Source organism: Tumebacillus lipolyticus (assembly GCF_042682745.1).
Taxonomy (GTDB): domain Bacteria; phylum Bacillota; class Bacilli; order Tumebacillales; family Tumebacillaceae; genus Tumebacillus_A; species Tumebacillus_A lipolyticus.
This window is the reverse complement of record NZ_JBHUIO010000005.1, coordinates 855527-872088: the sequence shown is the minus strand read 5'-3', so window position 1 is coordinate 872088 and position 16562 is coordinate 855527. Positions and strand designations below refer to the sequence as shown.

The 16562-nt window shown below is 56.2% G+C and carries 15 protein-coding genes; all 15 read left to right on the top strand.

The window, feature by feature from the left end; genetic code table 11:
• Positions 1 to 25: 25 nt before the first annotated feature.
• A complete protein-coding gene (gene nuoL, locus ACFSOY_RS09245; RefSeq protein ID WP_386045905.1) occupies positions 26 to 1927 on the top strand; it encodes an NADH-quinone oxidoreductase subunit L in 1902 nt (633 codons plus the stop codon).
• A complete protein-coding gene (locus ACFSOY_RS09240; RefSeq protein WP_386045903.1) occupies positions 1924 to 3444 on the top strand; it encodes a complex I subunit 4 family protein in 1521 nt (506 codons plus the stop codon). Before nuoL ends, ACFSOY_RS09240 begins: the two co-directional genes overlap by 4 nt.
• 3 nt (positions 3445 to 3447) lie before the next feature.
• Positions 3448 to 4968 (top strand): NADH-quinone oxidoreductase subunit N, encoded by a 1521-nt coding sequence (locus tag ACFSOY_RS09235; RefSeq protein WP_386045902.1) that lies wholly within the window; start codon positions 3448 to 3450, stop codon positions 4966 to 4968.
• 104 nt (positions 4969 to 5072) lie between these two features.
• Positions 5073 to 5321: a DUF1146 domain-containing protein gene (locus tag ACFSOY_RS09230; protein ID WP_386045900.1), complete on the top strand. Its 249-nt coding sequence runs from the start codon at positions 5073 to 5075 to the stop codon at positions 5319 to 5321.
• 84 nt (positions 5322 to 5405) lie between these two features.
• The gene (locus tag ACFSOY_RS09225; protein WP_386045898.1) at positions 5406 to 6164 is read left to right on the top strand and encodes a YwmB family TATA-box binding protein; all 759 of its coding nucleotides are present in this window, start codon (positions 5406 to 5408) and stop codon (positions 6162 to 6164) included.
• Between the two features lie 39 nt (positions 6165 to 6203).
• On the top strand, positions 6204 to 7514 hold the full coding sequence (gene murA, locus ACFSOY_RS09220) for a UDP-N-acetylglucosamine 1-carboxyvinyltransferase (RefSeq protein ID WP_386045896.1): 1311 nt from the start codon (positions 6204 to 6206) through the stop codon (positions 7512 to 7514).
• A 196-nt stretch (positions 7515 to 7710) separates the two neighbouring features.
• Entirely contained in the window at positions 7711 to 8721 is a 1011-nt protein-coding gene (gene spoIID, locus ACFSOY_RS09215) for a stage II sporulation protein D (RefSeq protein ID WP_386045894.1), read from the top strand.
• Positions 8722 to 8847: 126 nt separating this feature from the next.
• Positions 8848 to 9831 carry a peptidoglycan DD-metalloendopeptidase family protein gene (locus ACFSOY_RS09210; protein ID WP_386045892.1) on the top strand — a complete coding sequence of 328 codons (984 nt, stop codon included), beginning with the start codon at positions 8848 to 8850 and terminating at the stop codon, positions 9829 to 9831.
• Positions 9832 to 10042: 211 nt separating this feature from the next.
• A complete protein-coding gene (gene spoIIID, locus ACFSOY_RS09205) occupies positions 10043 to 10351 on the top strand; it encodes a sporulation transcriptional regulator SpoIIID (protein ID WP_094235132.1) in 309 nt (102 codons plus the stop codon).
• Positions 10352 to 10483: 132 nt separating this feature from the next.
• Positions 10484 to 11515: a rod shape-determining protein gene (gene mreB, locus ACFSOY_RS09200; protein ID WP_386045890.1), complete on the top strand. Its 1032-nt coding sequence runs from the start codon at positions 10484 to 10486 to the stop codon at positions 11513 to 11515.
• A 34-nt stretch (positions 11516 to 11549) separates the two neighbouring features.
• Positions 11550 to 12368 carry a flagellar hook-basal body protein gene (locus ACFSOY_RS09195; RefSeq protein WP_386045888.1) on the top strand — a complete coding sequence of 273 codons (819 nt, stop codon included), beginning with the start codon at positions 11550 to 11552 and terminating at the stop codon, positions 12366 to 12368.
• 16 nt (positions 12369 to 12384) lie between these two features.
• A complete protein-coding gene (locus tag ACFSOY_RS09190; RefSeq protein WP_386045886.1) occupies positions 12385 to 13224 on the top strand; it encodes a flagellar hook-basal body protein in 840 nt (279 codons plus the stop codon).
• Between the two features lie 6 nt (positions 13225 to 13230).
• Complete coding sequence (gene pgsA, locus ACFSOY_RS09185; RefSeq protein WP_386045883.1) at positions 13231 to 13743, top strand: CDP-diacylglycerol--glycerol-3-phosphate 3-phosphatidyltransferase; 513 nt, start codon at positions 13231 to 13233, stop codon at positions 13741 to 13743.
• 44 nt (positions 13744 to 13787) lie between these two features.
• Complete coding sequence (gene fabZ / locus ACFSOY_RS09180; RefSeq protein WP_386046793.1) at positions 13788 to 14222, top strand: 3-hydroxyacyl-ACP dehydratase FabZ; 435 nt, start codon at positions 13788 to 13790, stop codon at positions 14220 to 14222.
• A 402-nt stretch (positions 14223 to 14624) separates the two neighbouring features.
• Positions 14625 to 16517 (top strand): phage head spike fiber domain-containing protein, encoded by a 1893-nt coding sequence (locus tag ACFSOY_RS09175; protein ID WP_386045881.1) that lies wholly within the window; start codon positions 14625 to 14627, stop codon positions 16515 to 16517.
• Positions 16518 to 16562 lie beyond the last annotated feature (45 nt).

Here is a 16562-nt window from a genome sequence, read left to right as displayed (position 1 = left end):
TAGAACTACGGAGAAAGGTGATCTTATGGTCGAAAATGCCTGGTTAGTTCCCCTCTTCCCGCTGGTGGCGTTTCTGCTCCTGTTCGCGCTCGGTCGGCGGGCGCAAGAGGGTATTGTCACTGCGATCAGCGTGCTGGCAGCGCTGGCGGGCTTCGCGGTGTCGCTCTTTATCTTGTCTGATGTTCATGCAAACGGTGCGAGCGCACCGTTTATCTTCCACTGGTTAAGCGTTGGCGACGTCAACCTGTCGATGGGCTATGAGGTGACGCAGCTCAATGCGATGATGCTGGTGGTGGTCACGTTCATCTCGACGCTGGTCCTGCTCTTCTCGAAGAGCTACATGCACAAAGATGAGCGCTTTAGCGTGTTTTATCAATATTTAAACCTGTTTATCTTCTCGATGCTCGGCCTGGTCATCTCGCCGAACCTCCTGCAAGTGTTCATCTTCTGGGAGCTGGTCGGTCTGTGCTCCTTCCTGCTCGTAGGGTTCTGGTACTACAAGCCGGAAGCGGCTGCAGCAGCGAAAAAAGCGTTCATCGTCACTCGGATCGGCGACCTCGGCCTGTTCATCGGGATCGTGCTCCTGTACGTGGCGACCGGAACGTTCGAGTATTCGGGCATCTTCCAAGCGATCGATGCGAAGCAGTTCGCGATCGATTGGATCTCGCCAGAATCGTTTATCACGCTGGTTGCCATCCTGATCTTCATCGGTGCGATCGGTAAATCGGCGCAGTTCCCGCTGCACACCTGGTTGCCCGACGCGATGGAAGGCCCGACACCAGTCTCCGCGCTGATCCATGCGGCGACGATGGTTGCGGCGGGCGTGTACTTGGTCGCTCGCGCATTCCCGATCTTTGAAGCATCTCCAGATGCGTTGATGGTGATCGCGATCATCGGTGCTGTCACCGCGATCTTGGCTGCGCTGATCGGTCTGACGCAGAACGACATCAAGCGCGTCGTCGCCTACTCGACCGTGTCGCAGCTCGGCTACATGGTGATGGCGCTCGGCCTGTCCGCCTATGTGGCATCTGTGTTCCACCTGATGACGCACGCCTTCTTCAAAGCGCTGCTGTTCTTGGCAGCAGGTTCTGTCATCCATGCGATCCATCACAACCAGGACATCCGCAAGATGGGGGGACTTTGGAAAAAGCTCCCGATCACCGGCTGGACGTTTTTGATCGGGGCGCTGGCGCTGTCTGGGATTCCGCCGTTCGCAGGCTTCTGGTCGAAAGATGAGATTCTGCTCGGCGCGTACCAATCGGGCAACATGGTGCTGTTCGCGCTCGGCCTGGTCGCGGCGTTCTGCACCGCGTTCTACATCTTCCGCGTGTTCTTCATGACGTTCACCGGCAGCTTCCGCGGTGACAAGGAAACGTACGATCATGCGCATGAAGCGGGTCCGCAGATGACGATCCCGCTGGTGCTGCTGGCGATCATGGCGCTTACGGCAGGTCTCTTCAACTCGCCGGTCACCGACTACGCGTTCGAACACTTCATGACGCATGACGGGAAGCTCGGCAACATCTACGAGCCGGAGCTGTGGCTGGGCGCGCTTGCGACCGTCGTGGCGCTGCTCGGGATCGGCCTTGCCTACCTGATGTACAAGTCGAAGTCGATCGACCCGGAGAAGCTGAGCGGTGGCGCGCTTCGCCCGCTGTACCTGCTCTCCTACAACAAGTTCTTCTTTGACGAGATCTATCACTATGTGATCGTCAAGCCGGTCGTCTTCATCGGCCACGCGCTCAACTTTATCGACAAATGGATCGTCGACGGTCTCGTGCACCTGTTTGGTGAAGGGACGCTCGTCGGCGCTCTCGGTCTCAAATACAGCCAGAACGGTCAAGTGCAAACGTACGGCTTGATCACGATTCTTGGCGCAGGTGCGCTGATTGCTAGCGCACTGATCTGGGGAGGTGTTGTGAAATGATGGGCAACCTGTTGACCCTCATCGTTTTCCTCCCGCTGCTGGCCGCTCTGATCATCGGGTTCGTTCCGCGCGGCAACCATTCACAGGCGCGCGCGATCGCGCTGATCGCGACCTTCCTGTCGGTTCTCCTCGCGGGGATCGTCTACGCGAACTTCGACTTTGGCGCGAAAGGCATGCAGTTCACCCAGTCTGCTGAGTGGATCAACATCGCGAACGTCTACCAAGACAAATCGCTCGTCATCGGCTACGACCTCGGTGTCGATGGTCTGTCGATGCCGTTCGTGCTGCTCACAGGCATCGTCTCCTTCCTCGCGGTTCTTGCGTCTGGGAAGGTTCAGCATCGGACAAAGGAATATTTCATCTGGTTTCTGCTTCTGATCACAGGTCTGTACGGCTGCTTCGTAGCGCTCGACCTGTTCCTGTTCTTCCTGTTCCTTGAGCTGACCCTGATTCCGATGTACTTCCTGATCGGCATCTGGGGCGGCGAGAAAAAGGGTCGCGTCGCTTCCAAGCTGCTGGTCTACCGCGGGCTTGGCTCGGCGTTCATCCTCGTGGCGTTCATCGGCTTGGCGTTCAAAGCGGCAGCTGCGACCGGCACGATCTCGCTGAACATGCTCACCATCGCCGATGCGTTTGCCACCGCATCGCCAGACATCATCACCACCGCGTTCAAAAATGGCATCTTCCTGGTGCTGCTGCTGGCCATCCTGATCGAGGAAGCGTTCTTCCCGTTCCATACCTGGCTGCCAGATACGCATGAGCAGGCGCCGTCTGCCGTCTCGATGATCGTCGGCGGCGTGGTGATGAAGATCGGCGCATACGTGCTGTTCCGCATCGCGGTCGGCATCCTGCCCGACTCGATCAAGCACTATGCGATCCTGATCGCCGTCCTCGGCGTGATCAACATCGTCTATGCCGCTCTGATCGCGATGGTGCAGAAAGATTGGCGTCGACTGCTCGCCTTCTCCGCGATCTCCCACATGGGGATCGTCCTGCTCGGGGTGGCGGCGATGAACCAAGCGGGCATCCAAGGCGGTCTCTTCATGACGATCTCCTCCGGTCTGCTGTCCGCGCTGCTGTTCTTCCTGATCGGAGCGATCAAAGAGCGGACGGGCACGACGATGATCGCCGGCCTCGGCGGTCTGTCCAAGCCGATGCCCGTGCTGGCCGGCTTCCTGCTGGCGGCGGCGCTCGGGTCGCTCGGACTGCCGGGCATGAGCGGATTTATCTCCGAGATCTTGGCGTTTATGGGCTCGTTTGCCGCCTTCCCGGTGCTCTCGGTCTTCGGTGCGCTCGGGATCATCTTGGCTGCTGTCTACCTGCTGTGGGCGATGCAGCGCACCACCTATGGCCCGACGACCGCGCAGTTGGAAGGCGTGTCAGACGCTCGTGCTGTCGAGTACGTTCCGGCGGTCGTCCTGCTCGCGCTGATCATCTTGATCGGGGTCTACCCGCAAATCCTTGCTGACCTGGTGAACCCTTCGATCCAAACTTTTGTCAGCAGGATAGGGGGGTAGCACATGATTTCGGCACAAACGTTTACAACGCTCAGCTTCTCCGGGGTCTGGGAAGTGATGGCTCCTGAGATCATCCTCGCCCTGCTCGGCTTCGGGATGCTATTGTTCGACCTGTTTGTCTCCAAAGAAACTTCGCGCCGCATCTCGCCGTGGCTCGGGGTGGCCGGCCTGCTGGTGGCGCTCGGCTTCGTGATTCGCAACTTCGGCGTGGTTGCCGACGGCGGGCTGAAAGAGCTGTCCAACATGCTCTACGTGCTCGACGATTTCGGCAACGTGTTCAAGGTGATCTTCATCTTGGGAACGATGTTCACCCTGCTGATGTCGATCGACTTCTTCCGTCACAACCCGCGAGTGAAGGTGGCCGAATACAGCTACCTGCTGATCTTCGCGACGGTCGGCGCGATGGTCATGTCGTCCGCGTACGACCTGATCACCCTGTTCGTCGGTCTGGAACTGCTGTCGATCGCCTCTTACGTCCTGATCGCGATTCGTCGCGACAACGCTAAGGGCGGCGAGGGTGCGATGAAATATTTGATCACCGGTTCGATCGCGACGGCGTTCGCTCTGTACGGCATGTCGTTCCTCTACGGCGTGACCGGCGTGACCAACGTCGCACAAGGCGCGCAGATGATCGCGCAGATGTGGGTGGAGTTCAAACCGCTGCTCGTGCTGTCTTTCCTGCTGATGCTGATCGGCTTTGGCGCGAAAATCGCCTTGGTTCCGTTCCACATGTGGGCACCGGACACCTACGAGGGTGCGCCGAACCCGATCACCTCGTTCCTCGCAGTCGTATCGAAGGCGGCAGGCTTCGCCCTGCTGTTCCGCCTGTTCATCTGGGCGTTCGGACGCGAGTTTAACGAGCTGTACATCTATCTGGCCATTCTCGCAGCGCTGACGATGGTCATCGGGAACATCGCGGCGCTCGTGCAGAAAAACATCAAACGCCTGCTGGCGTACTCGTCGGTGGCCCAAGCGGGCTACCTGCTGATCCCGCTCGCAGTGCTCGGCAACGGCAACGCACAGGAGAACATCTGGCTGGCACTCGGCGAGATCACCTTCTATCTGGCAGCCTACCTGCTGATGACGATGGGCGCGTTTGCGATCCTGACGCACGTGACCCGCGAGGCGGGCACCGAGTCGCTCGACGCGTTCCGCGGTCTGTACAAGCGCTCGCCGTTCCAAGCGGTCGCGATGACGATCTTCTTCCTCTCGATGGCGGGGATGCCGATCACCGCTGGCTTCTTCGGGAAGTTTTACATCTTCCTCGGCGCGATCAACACCGAGATGTATTGGTTGGCAGCTCTGCTCTTCGTCACATCGGCGATCGCCTTCTACTACTACTTCGGCGTGTTGAAGGCGATGTACATGAAGGAGGACGATGCGCCGGTCACCGAGCAAAAGGCAGCTCTGCCGTGGTCGCTCGGCCTGATCGCTTGGGTTGGCGTGATCGGTACGGTTGCGCTCGGCGTCTTCCCGAACCTGTTCCTCAACGTGTTAAACGGTCTGAATTGGTTCGGCCTGTAAGTTGAAGGTCATTTCACAAGACTCTGGGACTTTAGTCTCGGAGTCTTTTTTTATGAAGTGTGGTACGATATGACGAGATGTGAAGAGGGTTGGGAGGATTTCCTATGTTTTTCGGCTCCCAGGAGACGGAGATGGGCATGGTGTCACTGTTCAATCTCGCGTTTCTGATCTTTGGTGTGGTGATCGCTTGGTACGCCTTGCAAGCGGTGCGCTGGGATGTGTTTCTCAAGGATGCGAAAGGTCGTCCGGCCTCTGTTTTGCGCCTGTTGATCGCCATCCTGCTCGGCTACCAGCTGGCGCGATTTGCCAACGAGTACATGATGTCAACCTTGACGCTCAAGCAAATCTTCTAAACTATTTTTCTAGCAACTCGTATATCCTCCGCTCTCTGCGGTCAGACTGGATAGCATCCAGAAGACGGGCAGGGAGAGAGAATGATGAAGAAGATCGGTATCCTTGGGATCATCCTTTGTTTGATTTTAGCAGCGTTCAGTCTGTTCACAGCGCGCGAGACGATCGCGCAGACGTCCGACCGGGGCGAGTTTTTGAGCGAAGCGTTCGCAGAAACATCTGCAGAGGTCGAAGGCTGGCAGGTGCACAACTGGTCATTGCTCGCCAACGAGCTGAAAAGCTTGGACGAGCTGAAGCGTTTGGGGCAGGAGCTCAACGGTTCGTTTGGCATTCCGAACGCCAAAGAGACGTCGGAGCAGAAGGGTGATCAAGCGCAGTACGCATTGCGCGGCGAATGGCATGGCGGCGCTGATGCGCAGCTGGTGCTCACGTCGATGAAGCTGACCAATCAAGCGCCGCAGACGGTTCTCGTCTTGAAGATCGAGCGGGCGACAGATGATCTGAGCGATTATACACAGGCGATCCAGCAAGTGGAGGCGACAGCAGGTGCTGCCAGCGCCATCCCACAAATTAACGCTTGTATCAAAGGTTTGCGGACTGGTAAAATGGATGACGTTGAATTGAACTCTTTGGTCAAGAAAGTGTTCCAAAAAGTGAAGGCAACAGAGATCGAAGGAGTTCGTTCCGAACTTGTAACCTCTGTATCCGGATACTCTCCTCTCACAAAGGATTACATAGTCACCAATGGGAACAAGATGAACCTGCAAGTGGCCGCCCACTATGATGGGCACCTCGGCAAGACGCGAATCTTGGTGGGTTCGCCGATCGTGACCATTGAGTATTAAGGGCCGATGCCTCGCCCTGCCCGTGGAGGTTGTTACAACATGGCAAAGATTGTCGTACAGGGCGGACAGCGCCTCAGGGGCACAGTGAAGGCGAGCGGTGCGAAAAACGCCGTCTTGCCGATCATCGCCGCTTCCCTGTTGGGGAGCGTCGGCGAAAGCGTGCTTGAAGAAGTTCCCAACCTTTCCGATGTCGGAAATCTTCGTCTCTTGCTCGAAGCGCTGGGCGTGGAGACGAGCGAAGTGGGACCTGGTCTGTTGCGTTTGAATGCAGAACTAGCAGAATCTACAGAAGCACCGGCCGAACTCGTTCGGAAACTGCGGGCTTCTTTTCTTGTCCTTGGGCCGATCCTCAGCCGTTTTGGCAGAGCGCGCGTCGCGATGCCGGGCGGCTGTTCGATCGGGGAGCGCAAGGTCGATTTGCACATCAAAGGGTTTGAAGCGATGGGCGCGCGCGTCGAGCAGGGGGAAAACTTCATCGAAGCGATCGCAGAAGGCGGTCGGCTGAAGGGTGCGACGATCTATCTCGACTTCGCATCTGTCGGCGCGACGCAGAACATCATGATGGCTGCCGTGCTTGCGGAGGGCAAGACGGTGATCGAAAACGCGGCCAAGGAGCCGGAGATCGTCGATCTCGCCAACTATCTGAACAAGATGGGCGCCGATGTGCGCGGCGCAGGTACCGACACGATCCGCATCAACGGCGTCGAGCAGATGCACGGCGCGGAACATATGATCATCCCCGATCGGATCGAAGCGGGGACCTTCCTGATCGGTGCGGCGGTGACCGGCGGCGATGTGTATGTCGAAGGGGCGATCTCCAACCATCTCGCCCCGCTGCTCGCCAAGCTGAAAGAGGCGGGGGCGACGGTGGTCGACGATGTGACCGGCGTGCGCGTCTACGTGGAGGGACCGCTGCGTCCGCTCGACGTGAAAACGCTGGTCTACCCGGGCTTTCCGACCGATCTGCAAGCGCAGATGATGGCGCTGCTCACCGCGATTCCGGGGCGATCCGCTGTGACGGAGACCGTGTTTGAAAACCGCTTTATGCACGTGGCGGAACTGCGCCGCATGGGGGCGGACATCACCGTCTCCGGCCGCACAGCGCACGTGATCGGTGGCAAGCCGCTGCATGGGGCGAAGGTCACCTCGACCGATCTGCGCGCTGGCGCTTGCTTGATCCTCGCGGCGCTGACGGCGACGGGGCACACGGAGATTCATGGCGTGCACCACATCGATCGCGGCTATGTGGACATCGTGCAGAAGTTTACCGACCTCGGCGCGAAGATCGAGCGGGTCGAACGGCAGGAGTTCAAAGCGGACGAGCAGGCGATCGGACAAGCGTTTCTCTAAGCATGAGCAATCGGCTCCGCGCAAGGTGGAGCGAGCGACAAGAAGAAGGCGAACTGCCCTGCGCAGGTCGTCTTTTTTTATCCTCATATCCTCTCGATTCTGTTCATATCCTTTCATAGAGTTGTTGCGATAAGGGAGCTTGTTGCTGAAGCTGGAGCTTGTTGCAGAAGTTGCGGAAAGGGAGGCCATCCGTCTGATGAAAAAAAACGTGCTGCCAATCCTCGCAGTCATCCTCGCCGTCGTGATCGTCACGATCCTGATCCCGTCTGGACTGATCGCCCTCTGGCCGGAGAAGAAGCAGGAGGTGACGCCCGCCTCCACATTTGTTGAATTGAAGATCGAACCGGACGACCCGCAGATCGACGTGTACCTGAGCGAACAGAAAAAGACGGTCAGCATGTCGCTCGAAGAGTATGTGCGCGGCGTGGTGGCTGCCGAGATGCCCGTCCAGTTCGAGCGGGAGGCGCTCAAGGCGCAATCGATCGCCGCTCGCACCTATGTCGTCAGGCGCCTGCAGAGCGGCAAGCGGACCGAGCAAGGCGCTCATGTGTCGGATGATCACAACCAAGGTCAAGCTTTTTCCACCGAAGAGAAGATGAAGAAGCGCTGGGGAGCCGACTACCAACAGAACCTCTCCAAGCTGAACGAAGCGATCAATGAAACGCGGGAAGAGGTGGCGCTCTATGAAGGGAAGCCGATCGAGGCGCTCTTCTTCTCCACGTCGAGCGGCAAGACGGAAAACTCGGAAGACTATTGGGAGAACACGGTGCCCTACCTGCGATCTGTCGACTCCCCTTGGGATCTGAACTCAGACAAATATACGGCGACGCAGGAGATGTCGCTGGCAGACTTTTTTCAAAAGCTCGGCGTGCAGGCGGTTCCGGCCGCCCAGGTCGGCGAGACGATCGTGGCGCTGGAGAGGACGGCCACCGAGCATATCAAAAAGATTAAGGTGGGCGACAAGACGTTCTCCGGCGCAGATTTTCGCAGCAAGCTCGGCCTGCGCTCCACCTGGTTTACCTGGCAGGTCGACCGAGCGGCAGGGAAGATCACCTTTCAGACCAAAGGGTACGGTCACGGAGTCGGGCTTTCCCAATATGGGGCGAACGGCATGGCACAGGAGGGCAAGACGTCGGAGCAGATCATCCGCCACTATTACCAAGGCGTGTCGCTCGGCAACATCGCCGACGTGCTGACCAAAGGATAGGGGCGAGCGGCAAACGGTTAGGATGTGCAGTCAGGGTTTCTTTTATGAAAAAAATTTCGTTTCCCTCAGGCGAGCATGTATATGAGTCTCGCAATCGGTCGAGAATGTGCTACTGAGGTGATGATAATGAATAACGAAAAACAACAAGACAAAGAAATTGACAAAGAAACCCGCAACCAAGCACAGCCACCCAAAAAATCGTTTTGGGGCAAACGTTGGACGTTCCCGGTCATCTATCTCGCAGCTTCCGTCCTCATCGTTGGTTTGATGTATGCGAAAAGCCAGGACGCAGCTCCGTATGAGATCGAAAAGCAAAACACCGGCGAACAAGCAGGTCCAGATATTCCGCCAGACAACGCAACGCCTGCGAACGCAGTGCCAAACTTCATCTGGCCGGTCGGCGACGGCGGCGAAGATGCGGTGCTCTCGCTCGACTTCTTCAAAGAAGGGGTGACAGATGAGGAGAAGGCGATGGCTGTCGTCTCCTACAACTCGACGTTCACCCCGCATGAAGGCGTGGATATCGGCTTGAAGAGCGATGCGCAGTTCACCGTCGTCGCGGCGGCGATGGGCACGGTCAAATCGGTCAAGGAAGATCCGCTGATGGGCCAGACGATCGAGATCGACCACGGCAACGGGTACAGCAGCTACTACGCCTCGCTGTCGAAAGTGGAAGTGACAGAAGGGGCGAAAGTGATCTCCGGACAACCGATCGCCAAGTCGGGCGTCAACCGCTTCGAAAAAGAGGAGAAAAACCATCTCCACTTCGAACTGCGCAAGGAAGGCGCTTCGATCGATCCGAACAGCGTCCTGCCGAAGAAGCCGACCGCCTACGAGACGGCGGCGAAGAACGGCGCGAAAGCTGCCAATGCGGGAGCTGACAAAAAGTCGCCGGCGACCGGCTCGGAGAAGCAGGGGGAGCCGAAAGACGCAGCGAAGGCAGAATCGGATCAGAAAGCGGGCGATACGTCCAAAGAGACGGGGACGAGCGACCCGTCGAACAAGGGTGAGCCCGGCAAGGAAACTGGAAAAGACTCTGGCAAAGAGACGGGAAATCAGACGAATGGCAACGACCATTCGCATGAGACGAACGAAGGTTCATCCCGCTGAGACCCGAAAGACCGCCCCTGAAGCTTGGGGGCGGTCTTTGCGTTTGGCTGGCAGATCTTCCATCTACTCGCAAGCAAAAAGGAAAGATAGGAAGAGAAAATCGGTGAAAACAAGCTGTCACGGCTTGTCAAGGCGTATTTTTGGAATATGCTCTTCCCCCCCTCATATACATGTATCAGACAATCCGATGAACATGGGGGAGGCGAGGGAAATGCACGATTACATCAAAGAACGTACCCTGAAAATCGGCGAGTACATCGTGGAAACAAAAAACACGGTGCGCACGATCGCGCGAGAGTTTGGGGTCTCCAAGAGCACCGTGCATAAAGACCTTACCGAACGGCTGCCCGAGATCAATCCTGACTTGGCCAATCGAGTAAAAGAGATCTTAGAATATCACAAATCGATCCGTCATCTGCGAGGGGGAGAGGCGACCAAAAAGAAGTATCGAAAAGACGAAACAAAGCGAAAAGTGGCGAAAAATCTGCAAACAGAAAGAGGAGTATCCGCTCCGATGTAGAAGTTATAGGGGCGATTTCTCACCATATCTTAGCAGTTATTCTGCCAACGGCAGTTGGATCGACAGAACACGGCGCAAGAGATTTCGCTTTTTTTCCATGAGGTAGATGGGGCTAAGGGGGAACTCTCACGCATGTTCGGAATCGACATCGGTGTGGATCTCGGCACGGCCAACGTGCTGGTTCACGTCAAAGGGAAAGGCATCGTACTCGATGAGCCTTCCGTAGTGGCAATCGACAGCCAATCTAAAAAGGTAGTTGCAGTCGGCGAAGAAGCACGACGCATGTTAGGACGCACGCCAGGTCATATCGTGGCGACGCGCCCGCTTCGCGAAGGGGTCATCGCCGACTTCGATACGACAGAGATAATGCTTCGTCACTTTATTCAAAAGGCGATCGGCAAGAGCCCGTTCAAGCGCCTGCGCGTCATGATCTGCGTGCCGTCCGGCATCACTTCGGTCGAGCAGAAGGCGGTCGTCGAAGCGGCCACCCGTTCGGGGGCGAAGATGGTCGATCTGATCACCGAGCCCAAGGCAGCGGCGATCGGCGCCGGGCTTGACATCTATGAGCCGTCTGGCAGCATGGTGGTGGATATTGGTGGGGGCACGACCGACGTGGCGCTTCTTTCGCTCGGTGATATCGTGACCTCCAGTTCTATTCGCGTAGCTGGGGACAAGTTCGATGAAGCGATCATTCGCTATATCAAGAAGGAATACTCCCTGTTGATCGGTGAAAGAACGGCTGAAGACATCAAGATTCAAGTGGTTTCCGTATACCCTGGCGCACGGTCGGCCGAGATGGACATTCGCGGGCGCGACATGATCAGCGGCCTGCCGAAGACGGTGACGGTGCGTTCGGAAGAGATGCGGGAAGCGCTGCAGGAGACGGTCGAGATGATCGTGGCCACCACCAAGCAGGTGTTGGAGATCACGCCGCCGGAGCTTGCAGCAGACATTTTTGATAAAGGCATCGTGCTGACAGGCGGTGGGGCGCTTCTGTTCGGCTTGGACAAGCTGATGATGCAAGAGTTGCAGATTCCGGTGCACATCGCCAATGACCCGATGTCCTGTGTCGTCAAGGGCACAGGCATGTCCCTCGACTACATGACCAATGTACAGAAGGGGTCGCTGTTCGGAAAGCGACAGGGCACAGGATCGATCAGCTGATCATATCTAACGGATTTTGGAGGAGGCTTGACCGATGATTCGCGGACTTTATATCGCAAACTCAGGCATGCATGCGAACGAGCGGATGCAAGAGATCATTTCCAACAACATCGCCAACGCCAACACGGTGGGTTACAAATCGGACACGGGGATTGTGCGCTCGTTTCCGGAAGAGCTGATCTTGCGGATCAACGACTGGCAGGGCGGAGTCGGCGCGCAGAACAAAGTGCTCGGCGAGATGAGCACCGGGACGTTTCTGGAAGAGACGTTGCCGCGCTTCATGCCAGGCGTCCTGCAGAAGTCGAGCAACAAGAACGCCTATGCGATCTTGGACAACCTTCCACCGGTCAACGAACCGAACCGTCGCTCCTACTTCCCAGTGCTAAACGGCAACCAGACGATGTACACGCGCGACGGCGACTTTAAGACGCAGGTGGGGACCAACTTCTTGGTCACCTCATCGGGCGACCCGGTGCTTCCGATCGACGGAAGGACAGGTCTGCCGATCAACGATGCCCGCATTCGCGTGCAGGCAAATGGCGACTATCAATATGTGACGGCAGCAGGAGCTGCCTACCCGCCCGGTCAGGCGAACCCGCAGCTGGGCACGGTCGACATCATCGACAGCACGAAGCTGGAGAAGTATGGCGATACGTATTTCACCAGCGCAGCAGCGCCGGTCCGCGGCACAGGACAGCTGGAGCGCGGGCAGCTGGAGCAGTCGAACGTCGACCTGCCGGGCGCGATGGTGTCGATGATCAACGTGATGAGAAGCTACGAGGCCAATCAGAGGATGATCAAGGCGCTGGACGGAACGCTGGAAAAAGCGGTCAGCGTCGGCAGGCTCGGATAACGAGGAGGTGGAGTAGATGCGGGCATTATGGACATCAGCACATGGGATGGCAGGTCAGCAGTTGCGCTTGGATACGATCTCGAACAACATGGCCAACTTGAACACGGTCGGCTTCAAGCAGCAGGATGTCGATTTTAAGGACATGCTGTATGCGCAGATTCGGCAGACAGAGGTGACAGGCGCGCTGCAAGGGCGTCAGACGACCAGCGGACTGCGGATCGGCCACGGCGTGCTTCCGGTCGGCATTTCTCAACAGTTCACGCAAGGAACGCTCCTGCAGACGAAAAACTTGCTCGATGTGGGGATCGAGGGCGAGGAAGGCTTCTTCGAAGTCGGGATCTACAACGCCGCGGGCAACCTGACCGGCTATGCGTATACGCGCGACGGCTCATTTGCGGTCGGCTATGACCGCAATCAGGTGCCGTACCTGACCGACTCGGACGGCAACCCGGTGCTCGGCACCGACCGCCTTCCGATCTCGTTGGAAGGCTTCGATGTGTCGTCGCTGCAGGTGGACAAGACCGGGCGGATGACAGCGCTGCGCGGCGGTGTGCGCGAGGCGGTCGGTCAGCTCGAACTGGTGCAGATCGAGCATCCGGACACCAACCTTGAGCCGTTCGGCGACAACCTCTACGCGCTGAAAGATGCGGCGGCTCCGACCGCGCTCACTCGCGGTGCGTACAATCTGCCCAACGGGGCAACACTGAAACAAGGGTATATGGAACAATCGAACGTGGACATGATCGGTCAGATGACCAGCATGATCATGACCCAGCGAGCGTACAGCATGAATGCCCGAGCGCTGCAGACGGTTGACCAGATGATGGGGATGGCAAACAACTTGCGAAATGGGTAATGTCTCATGAACGTACCGAACATCTTAACGGTGTTTCGACTCGGACTGATTCCAGTCTATTTTCTCGTCTTTTTTTCCGACTACAAATACAACATGGAAGTGGCGTTGCTCGTGCTTGCGCTCGCCGGCCTCACCGACATCCTCGATGGGTATCTGGCGCGCAAGTACAAGCTGGTCACCGAGCTTGGCAAGATGCTCGACCCGTTGGCCGACAAGCTGATGATGCTGTCGGTCGTTCTTTCGTTCGTGATCGACAATCGGGTGTCGTGGCTGATGGCCGGCCTGTTGATCTTCCGCGACCTCGGCATGATCGTCGCCTCCGTCTTCTATGTCACCAGGGGGAAGAAGACGGTGCCGGCCACAGTCTGGGGCAAGCTGAACACCGTGTTGTACTACGCGGCACTCGTCGCGCTGATGTTCCGTTGGCCGTATGCGGAGGCGTACCTGTGGGGCGTGATCATCCTGTCCTTTGTGATCTCGTTCCACTACATGCGCCGCTTCAAATCGATCAACATCTAGCAATACATAAGGGGAACAAGAGGAGGTCTCGAAGCATGGAGACGATCTTGAACATTGAAGAGATTCAGAGCATCATCGCACATCGCCATCCGTTCCTGCTGATCGACAAGATCGTGGAGCTGGAGATCGGCCAAAGTGCGGTCGGCATCAAAAACGTGACGATCAACGAGCCGTTCTTTGCCGGCCACTTCCCGGGCTATGCGGTCATGCCGGGCGTGTTGATCGTCGAGGCGCTGGCACAGGTCGGCGCGGTGGCGATGCTGGCGAAAGAGGAGAACAAAGGCCGCCTCGCCTTCTTCGGCGGCATCGACGGCTGCCGCTTCCGCGGCCAGGTGCGCCCAGGCGACGTGTTGCGCCTTGAGGTGGAGATCACCCGCCTGAAAGGCCCGGTCGGCAAGGGCAAAGCGAGAGCCCTGGTCGAAGGCAAGCTGGTCTGCGAGGCAGAGCTGACGTTTGCGCTCGGTGCCAAGCAAGAGTAGATAAGTGTGGGTAGGGGAAAGACCCGGAGTGTGAGCTCCGGGTCTTTTTTTTGTTGGAATGAGGGAGGGGAGGATAGAATTCGCTCGACTCAGGATCGTCAGAATTGGCTTGTACATTTTCCTGATGGGCTGTTGAGAACTTTTCAGATTAGGGCTAGTAACTGGGTAGATAGCTGGGGGGCATTAAGTAAATCATTGGTAAACACTAGTGCCTCTAAATGCAAATAATTATGTATTAATGATTGCAAATAGAATATGTTTAAAATAATATTATGTCATGACATGTTTTTTTATTTTCTCAATCCCGAGGGGGTCTGCCTATTGCTTCTTAACACACAACTGTAAATCATCACCGACTCGGACGCTTTTTAAACTGTGATTCTATAAAAGTGAGGGATACGAATGAAGCGATTTCATCGAATGATGTTCCTGCTTGTCATGGTTGCCGCTTTATTGCTAGCTACCAATCTATCCTATGCAAGCTCAACGTATGTCTACAGATATGATGCAAACAACAGACTGATGGAGATTGTTCGTGACGGTAAAGTGATCCGGAGTTTCGGCTATGATGCCAATGGGAACCTGACAAGGGTAAAACGAGTAGAGAACCTCGCGCTAAAGTTTCAACGCTCCAGCAAATCTTACAATTCTGAGCAAAAGCCATTGATTCATCATGAACCTCGTTTAGAGGCTGGATTCTTTTCGGACCGATCTTCCCAGAATCTTTTGCCCAAGGACATCGCAACCGGTGAAAGTAAGCACTGGGGAACGACACCGTTCAATGGCACGATAGATGTTTCAGCAGAACAACCTTGGGAAGGGAAAAGCAGCCTAAAAATAGTCGCAACCGGATCGGAGCGATATCTGGCACTTGAAGCTCCCTTACTAGGCGGAGAGGCGGGAAAACTTTATACGTTCTCCTCCTATGTGCGCTCAACTGCAGGTGCCGAGATCCGCTTAGATGTGGCGAATGGCAGTCCTGATTTTCAACTTTGCACCCAAGAGACTGCCAGTGGAAACTGGGAGCGAATCGTCTGCACGACTGTGGCAGCTTTAAACGAGGATGGCAAGGTCAATTTACAGTATGCGTTTGAAGCAACTGATGAGACGGGAGAGGCGGTTCCTTTCTTCCTTGATGGTCTCCAGCTCGAACAGAAGGAACAAGTCACTTCTTGGGTACTGCCCAGCAATCTAGGTAAGGCGATCGGAGTGGAAAAAAGCACCCAAAATTTTTTGGCGCATCCTCGTTGGGCGGATGGAGAACATGATTGGAGCGAGTATGTGACGGGAACGGCGACTGGGATCGGTAGCGTTGCTCCGAACACGCAACGATTGGAAATCGAGAAGACAGACACGGGCGGCGACCGTTTTGGATACATGCAAAATAAAACATGGTTGGCAAACGGTGGTGTCCTGACCGACTCCTTTTGGATTCGCAAACATCACGCGGCTCCTGGAGCAAAGTTTAAGTTGAGGAACAACTATGTTCAGCAGGACGGCACAGCCCTGTCAGACGTCGGTCTTGAGATCGATCTGGCGATGATGGAGATCGGTCTTGTCAATGGCGGAACTGCCACCATCCGCGACAAAGGGGGCGGCTGGTACAAGGTGAGCTTCACCACCACCTCCCACAGCAATGTGAGCGGAATGAGCGCTCTGTTTATCGATGGAGCTAAAGCCAAGTTGAGCTTGGAATGGATTCAAAAAGAACCCCATGATAGCGCTACCTCCTTCACCCTCAATTATCGATCAAACGAAAAGCTTGAAATTCCGCTGCCCCAACCGATTCGCATGGAGGAAGGTACTTGGGAGCACATGTTCTATGTAACAGACGACCTTCTACAAAAAGATGAGGGAACTATGCTAAGAATCGATCAAAGAATCGGTGGTCTACAGCTCGGATTCAACGTAACGCATCATCCTATCTATCGATATTGGAGGGTGACTTCGTACGACCCCTTAGGTCAATTTTCGAGCGTGACCTTTCCAGATACGCTCACCCAAGTAGGATGGCATCGCTTTGTGATGACTTGGAAAAGTTCGGAATTGAAAGTGTATATTGACGGCACAGAGGTTGCGACGGTTGCGCAGCCGAAACTGCCTGGTCAAGTTCATGGGATGGTAACCGTCGGGAGCAGCGATCTTGGCAATCAATTAAACACTCTGTACGAAGATATGCGTATGTCTTCCGTAGCACGAACTGCTACTGAAATCGCCGCCTCTTACGCAGCAAATGCTCCACTCCCGGTCGATGGTTTCACAATTTTCAAGTCGGATTTTGATGATATTCAATAACGTCTCTTGGACGAGAACTAATATGCCGGTCACAAGCCATTTGGG

Excerpts from the sequence above, each read along its gene's own strand:
- nuoL (WP_386045905.1), top strand. The coding sequence starts at position 26 with ATGGTCGAAAATGCCTGGTTAGTTCCCCTCTTCCCGCTGGTGGCGTTT.
- ACFSOY_RS09240 (WP_386045903.1), top strand. The coding sequence starts at position 1,924 with ATGATGGGCAACCTGTTGACCCTCATCGTTTTCCTCCCGCTGCTGGCC.
- ACFSOY_RS09235 (WP_386045902.1), top strand. The coding sequence starts at position 3,448 with ATGATTTCGGCACAAACGTTTACAACGCTCAGCTTCTCCGGGGTCTGG.
- ACFSOY_RS09230 (WP_386045900.1), top strand. The coding sequence starts at position 5,073 with ATGTTTTTCGGCTCCCAGGAGACGGAGATGGGCATGGTGTCACTGTTC.
- ACFSOY_RS09225 (WP_386045898.1), top strand. The coding sequence starts at position 5,406 with ATGAAGAAGATCGGTATCCTTGGGATCATCCTTTGTTTGATTTTAGCA.
- murA (WP_386045896.1), top strand. The coding sequence starts at position 6,204 with ATGGCAAAGATTGTCGTACAGGGCGGACAGCGCCTCAGGGGCACAGTG.
- spoIID (WP_386045894.1), top strand. The coding sequence starts at position 7,711 with ATGAAAAAAAACGTGCTGCCAATCCTCGCAGTCATCCTCGCCGTCGTG.
- ACFSOY_RS09210 (WP_386045892.1), top strand. The coding sequence starts at position 8,848 with ATGAATAACGAAAAACAACAAGACAAAGAAATTGACAAAGAAACCCGC.
- spoIIID (WP_094235132.1), top strand. The coding sequence starts at position 10,043 with ATGCACGATTACATCAAAGAACGTACCCTGAAAATCGGCGAGTACATC.
- mreB (WP_386045890.1), top strand. The coding sequence starts at position 10,484 with ATGTTCGGAATCGACATCGGTGTGGATCTCGGCACGGCCAACGTGCTG.
- ACFSOY_RS09195 (WP_386045888.1), top strand. The coding sequence starts at position 11,550 with ATGATTCGCGGACTTTATATCGCAAACTCAGGCATGCATGCGAACGAG.
- ACFSOY_RS09190 (WP_386045886.1), top strand. The coding sequence starts at position 12,385 with ATGCGGGCATTATGGACATCAGCACATGGGATGGCAGGTCAGCAGTTG.
- pgsA (WP_386045883.1), top strand. The coding sequence starts at position 13,231 with ATGAACGTACCGAACATCTTAACGGTGTTTCGACTCGGACTGATTCCA.
- ACFSOY_RS09175 (WP_386045881.1), top strand. The coding sequence starts at position 14,625 with ATGAAGCGATTTCATCGAATGATGTTCCTGCTTGTCATGGTTGCCGCT.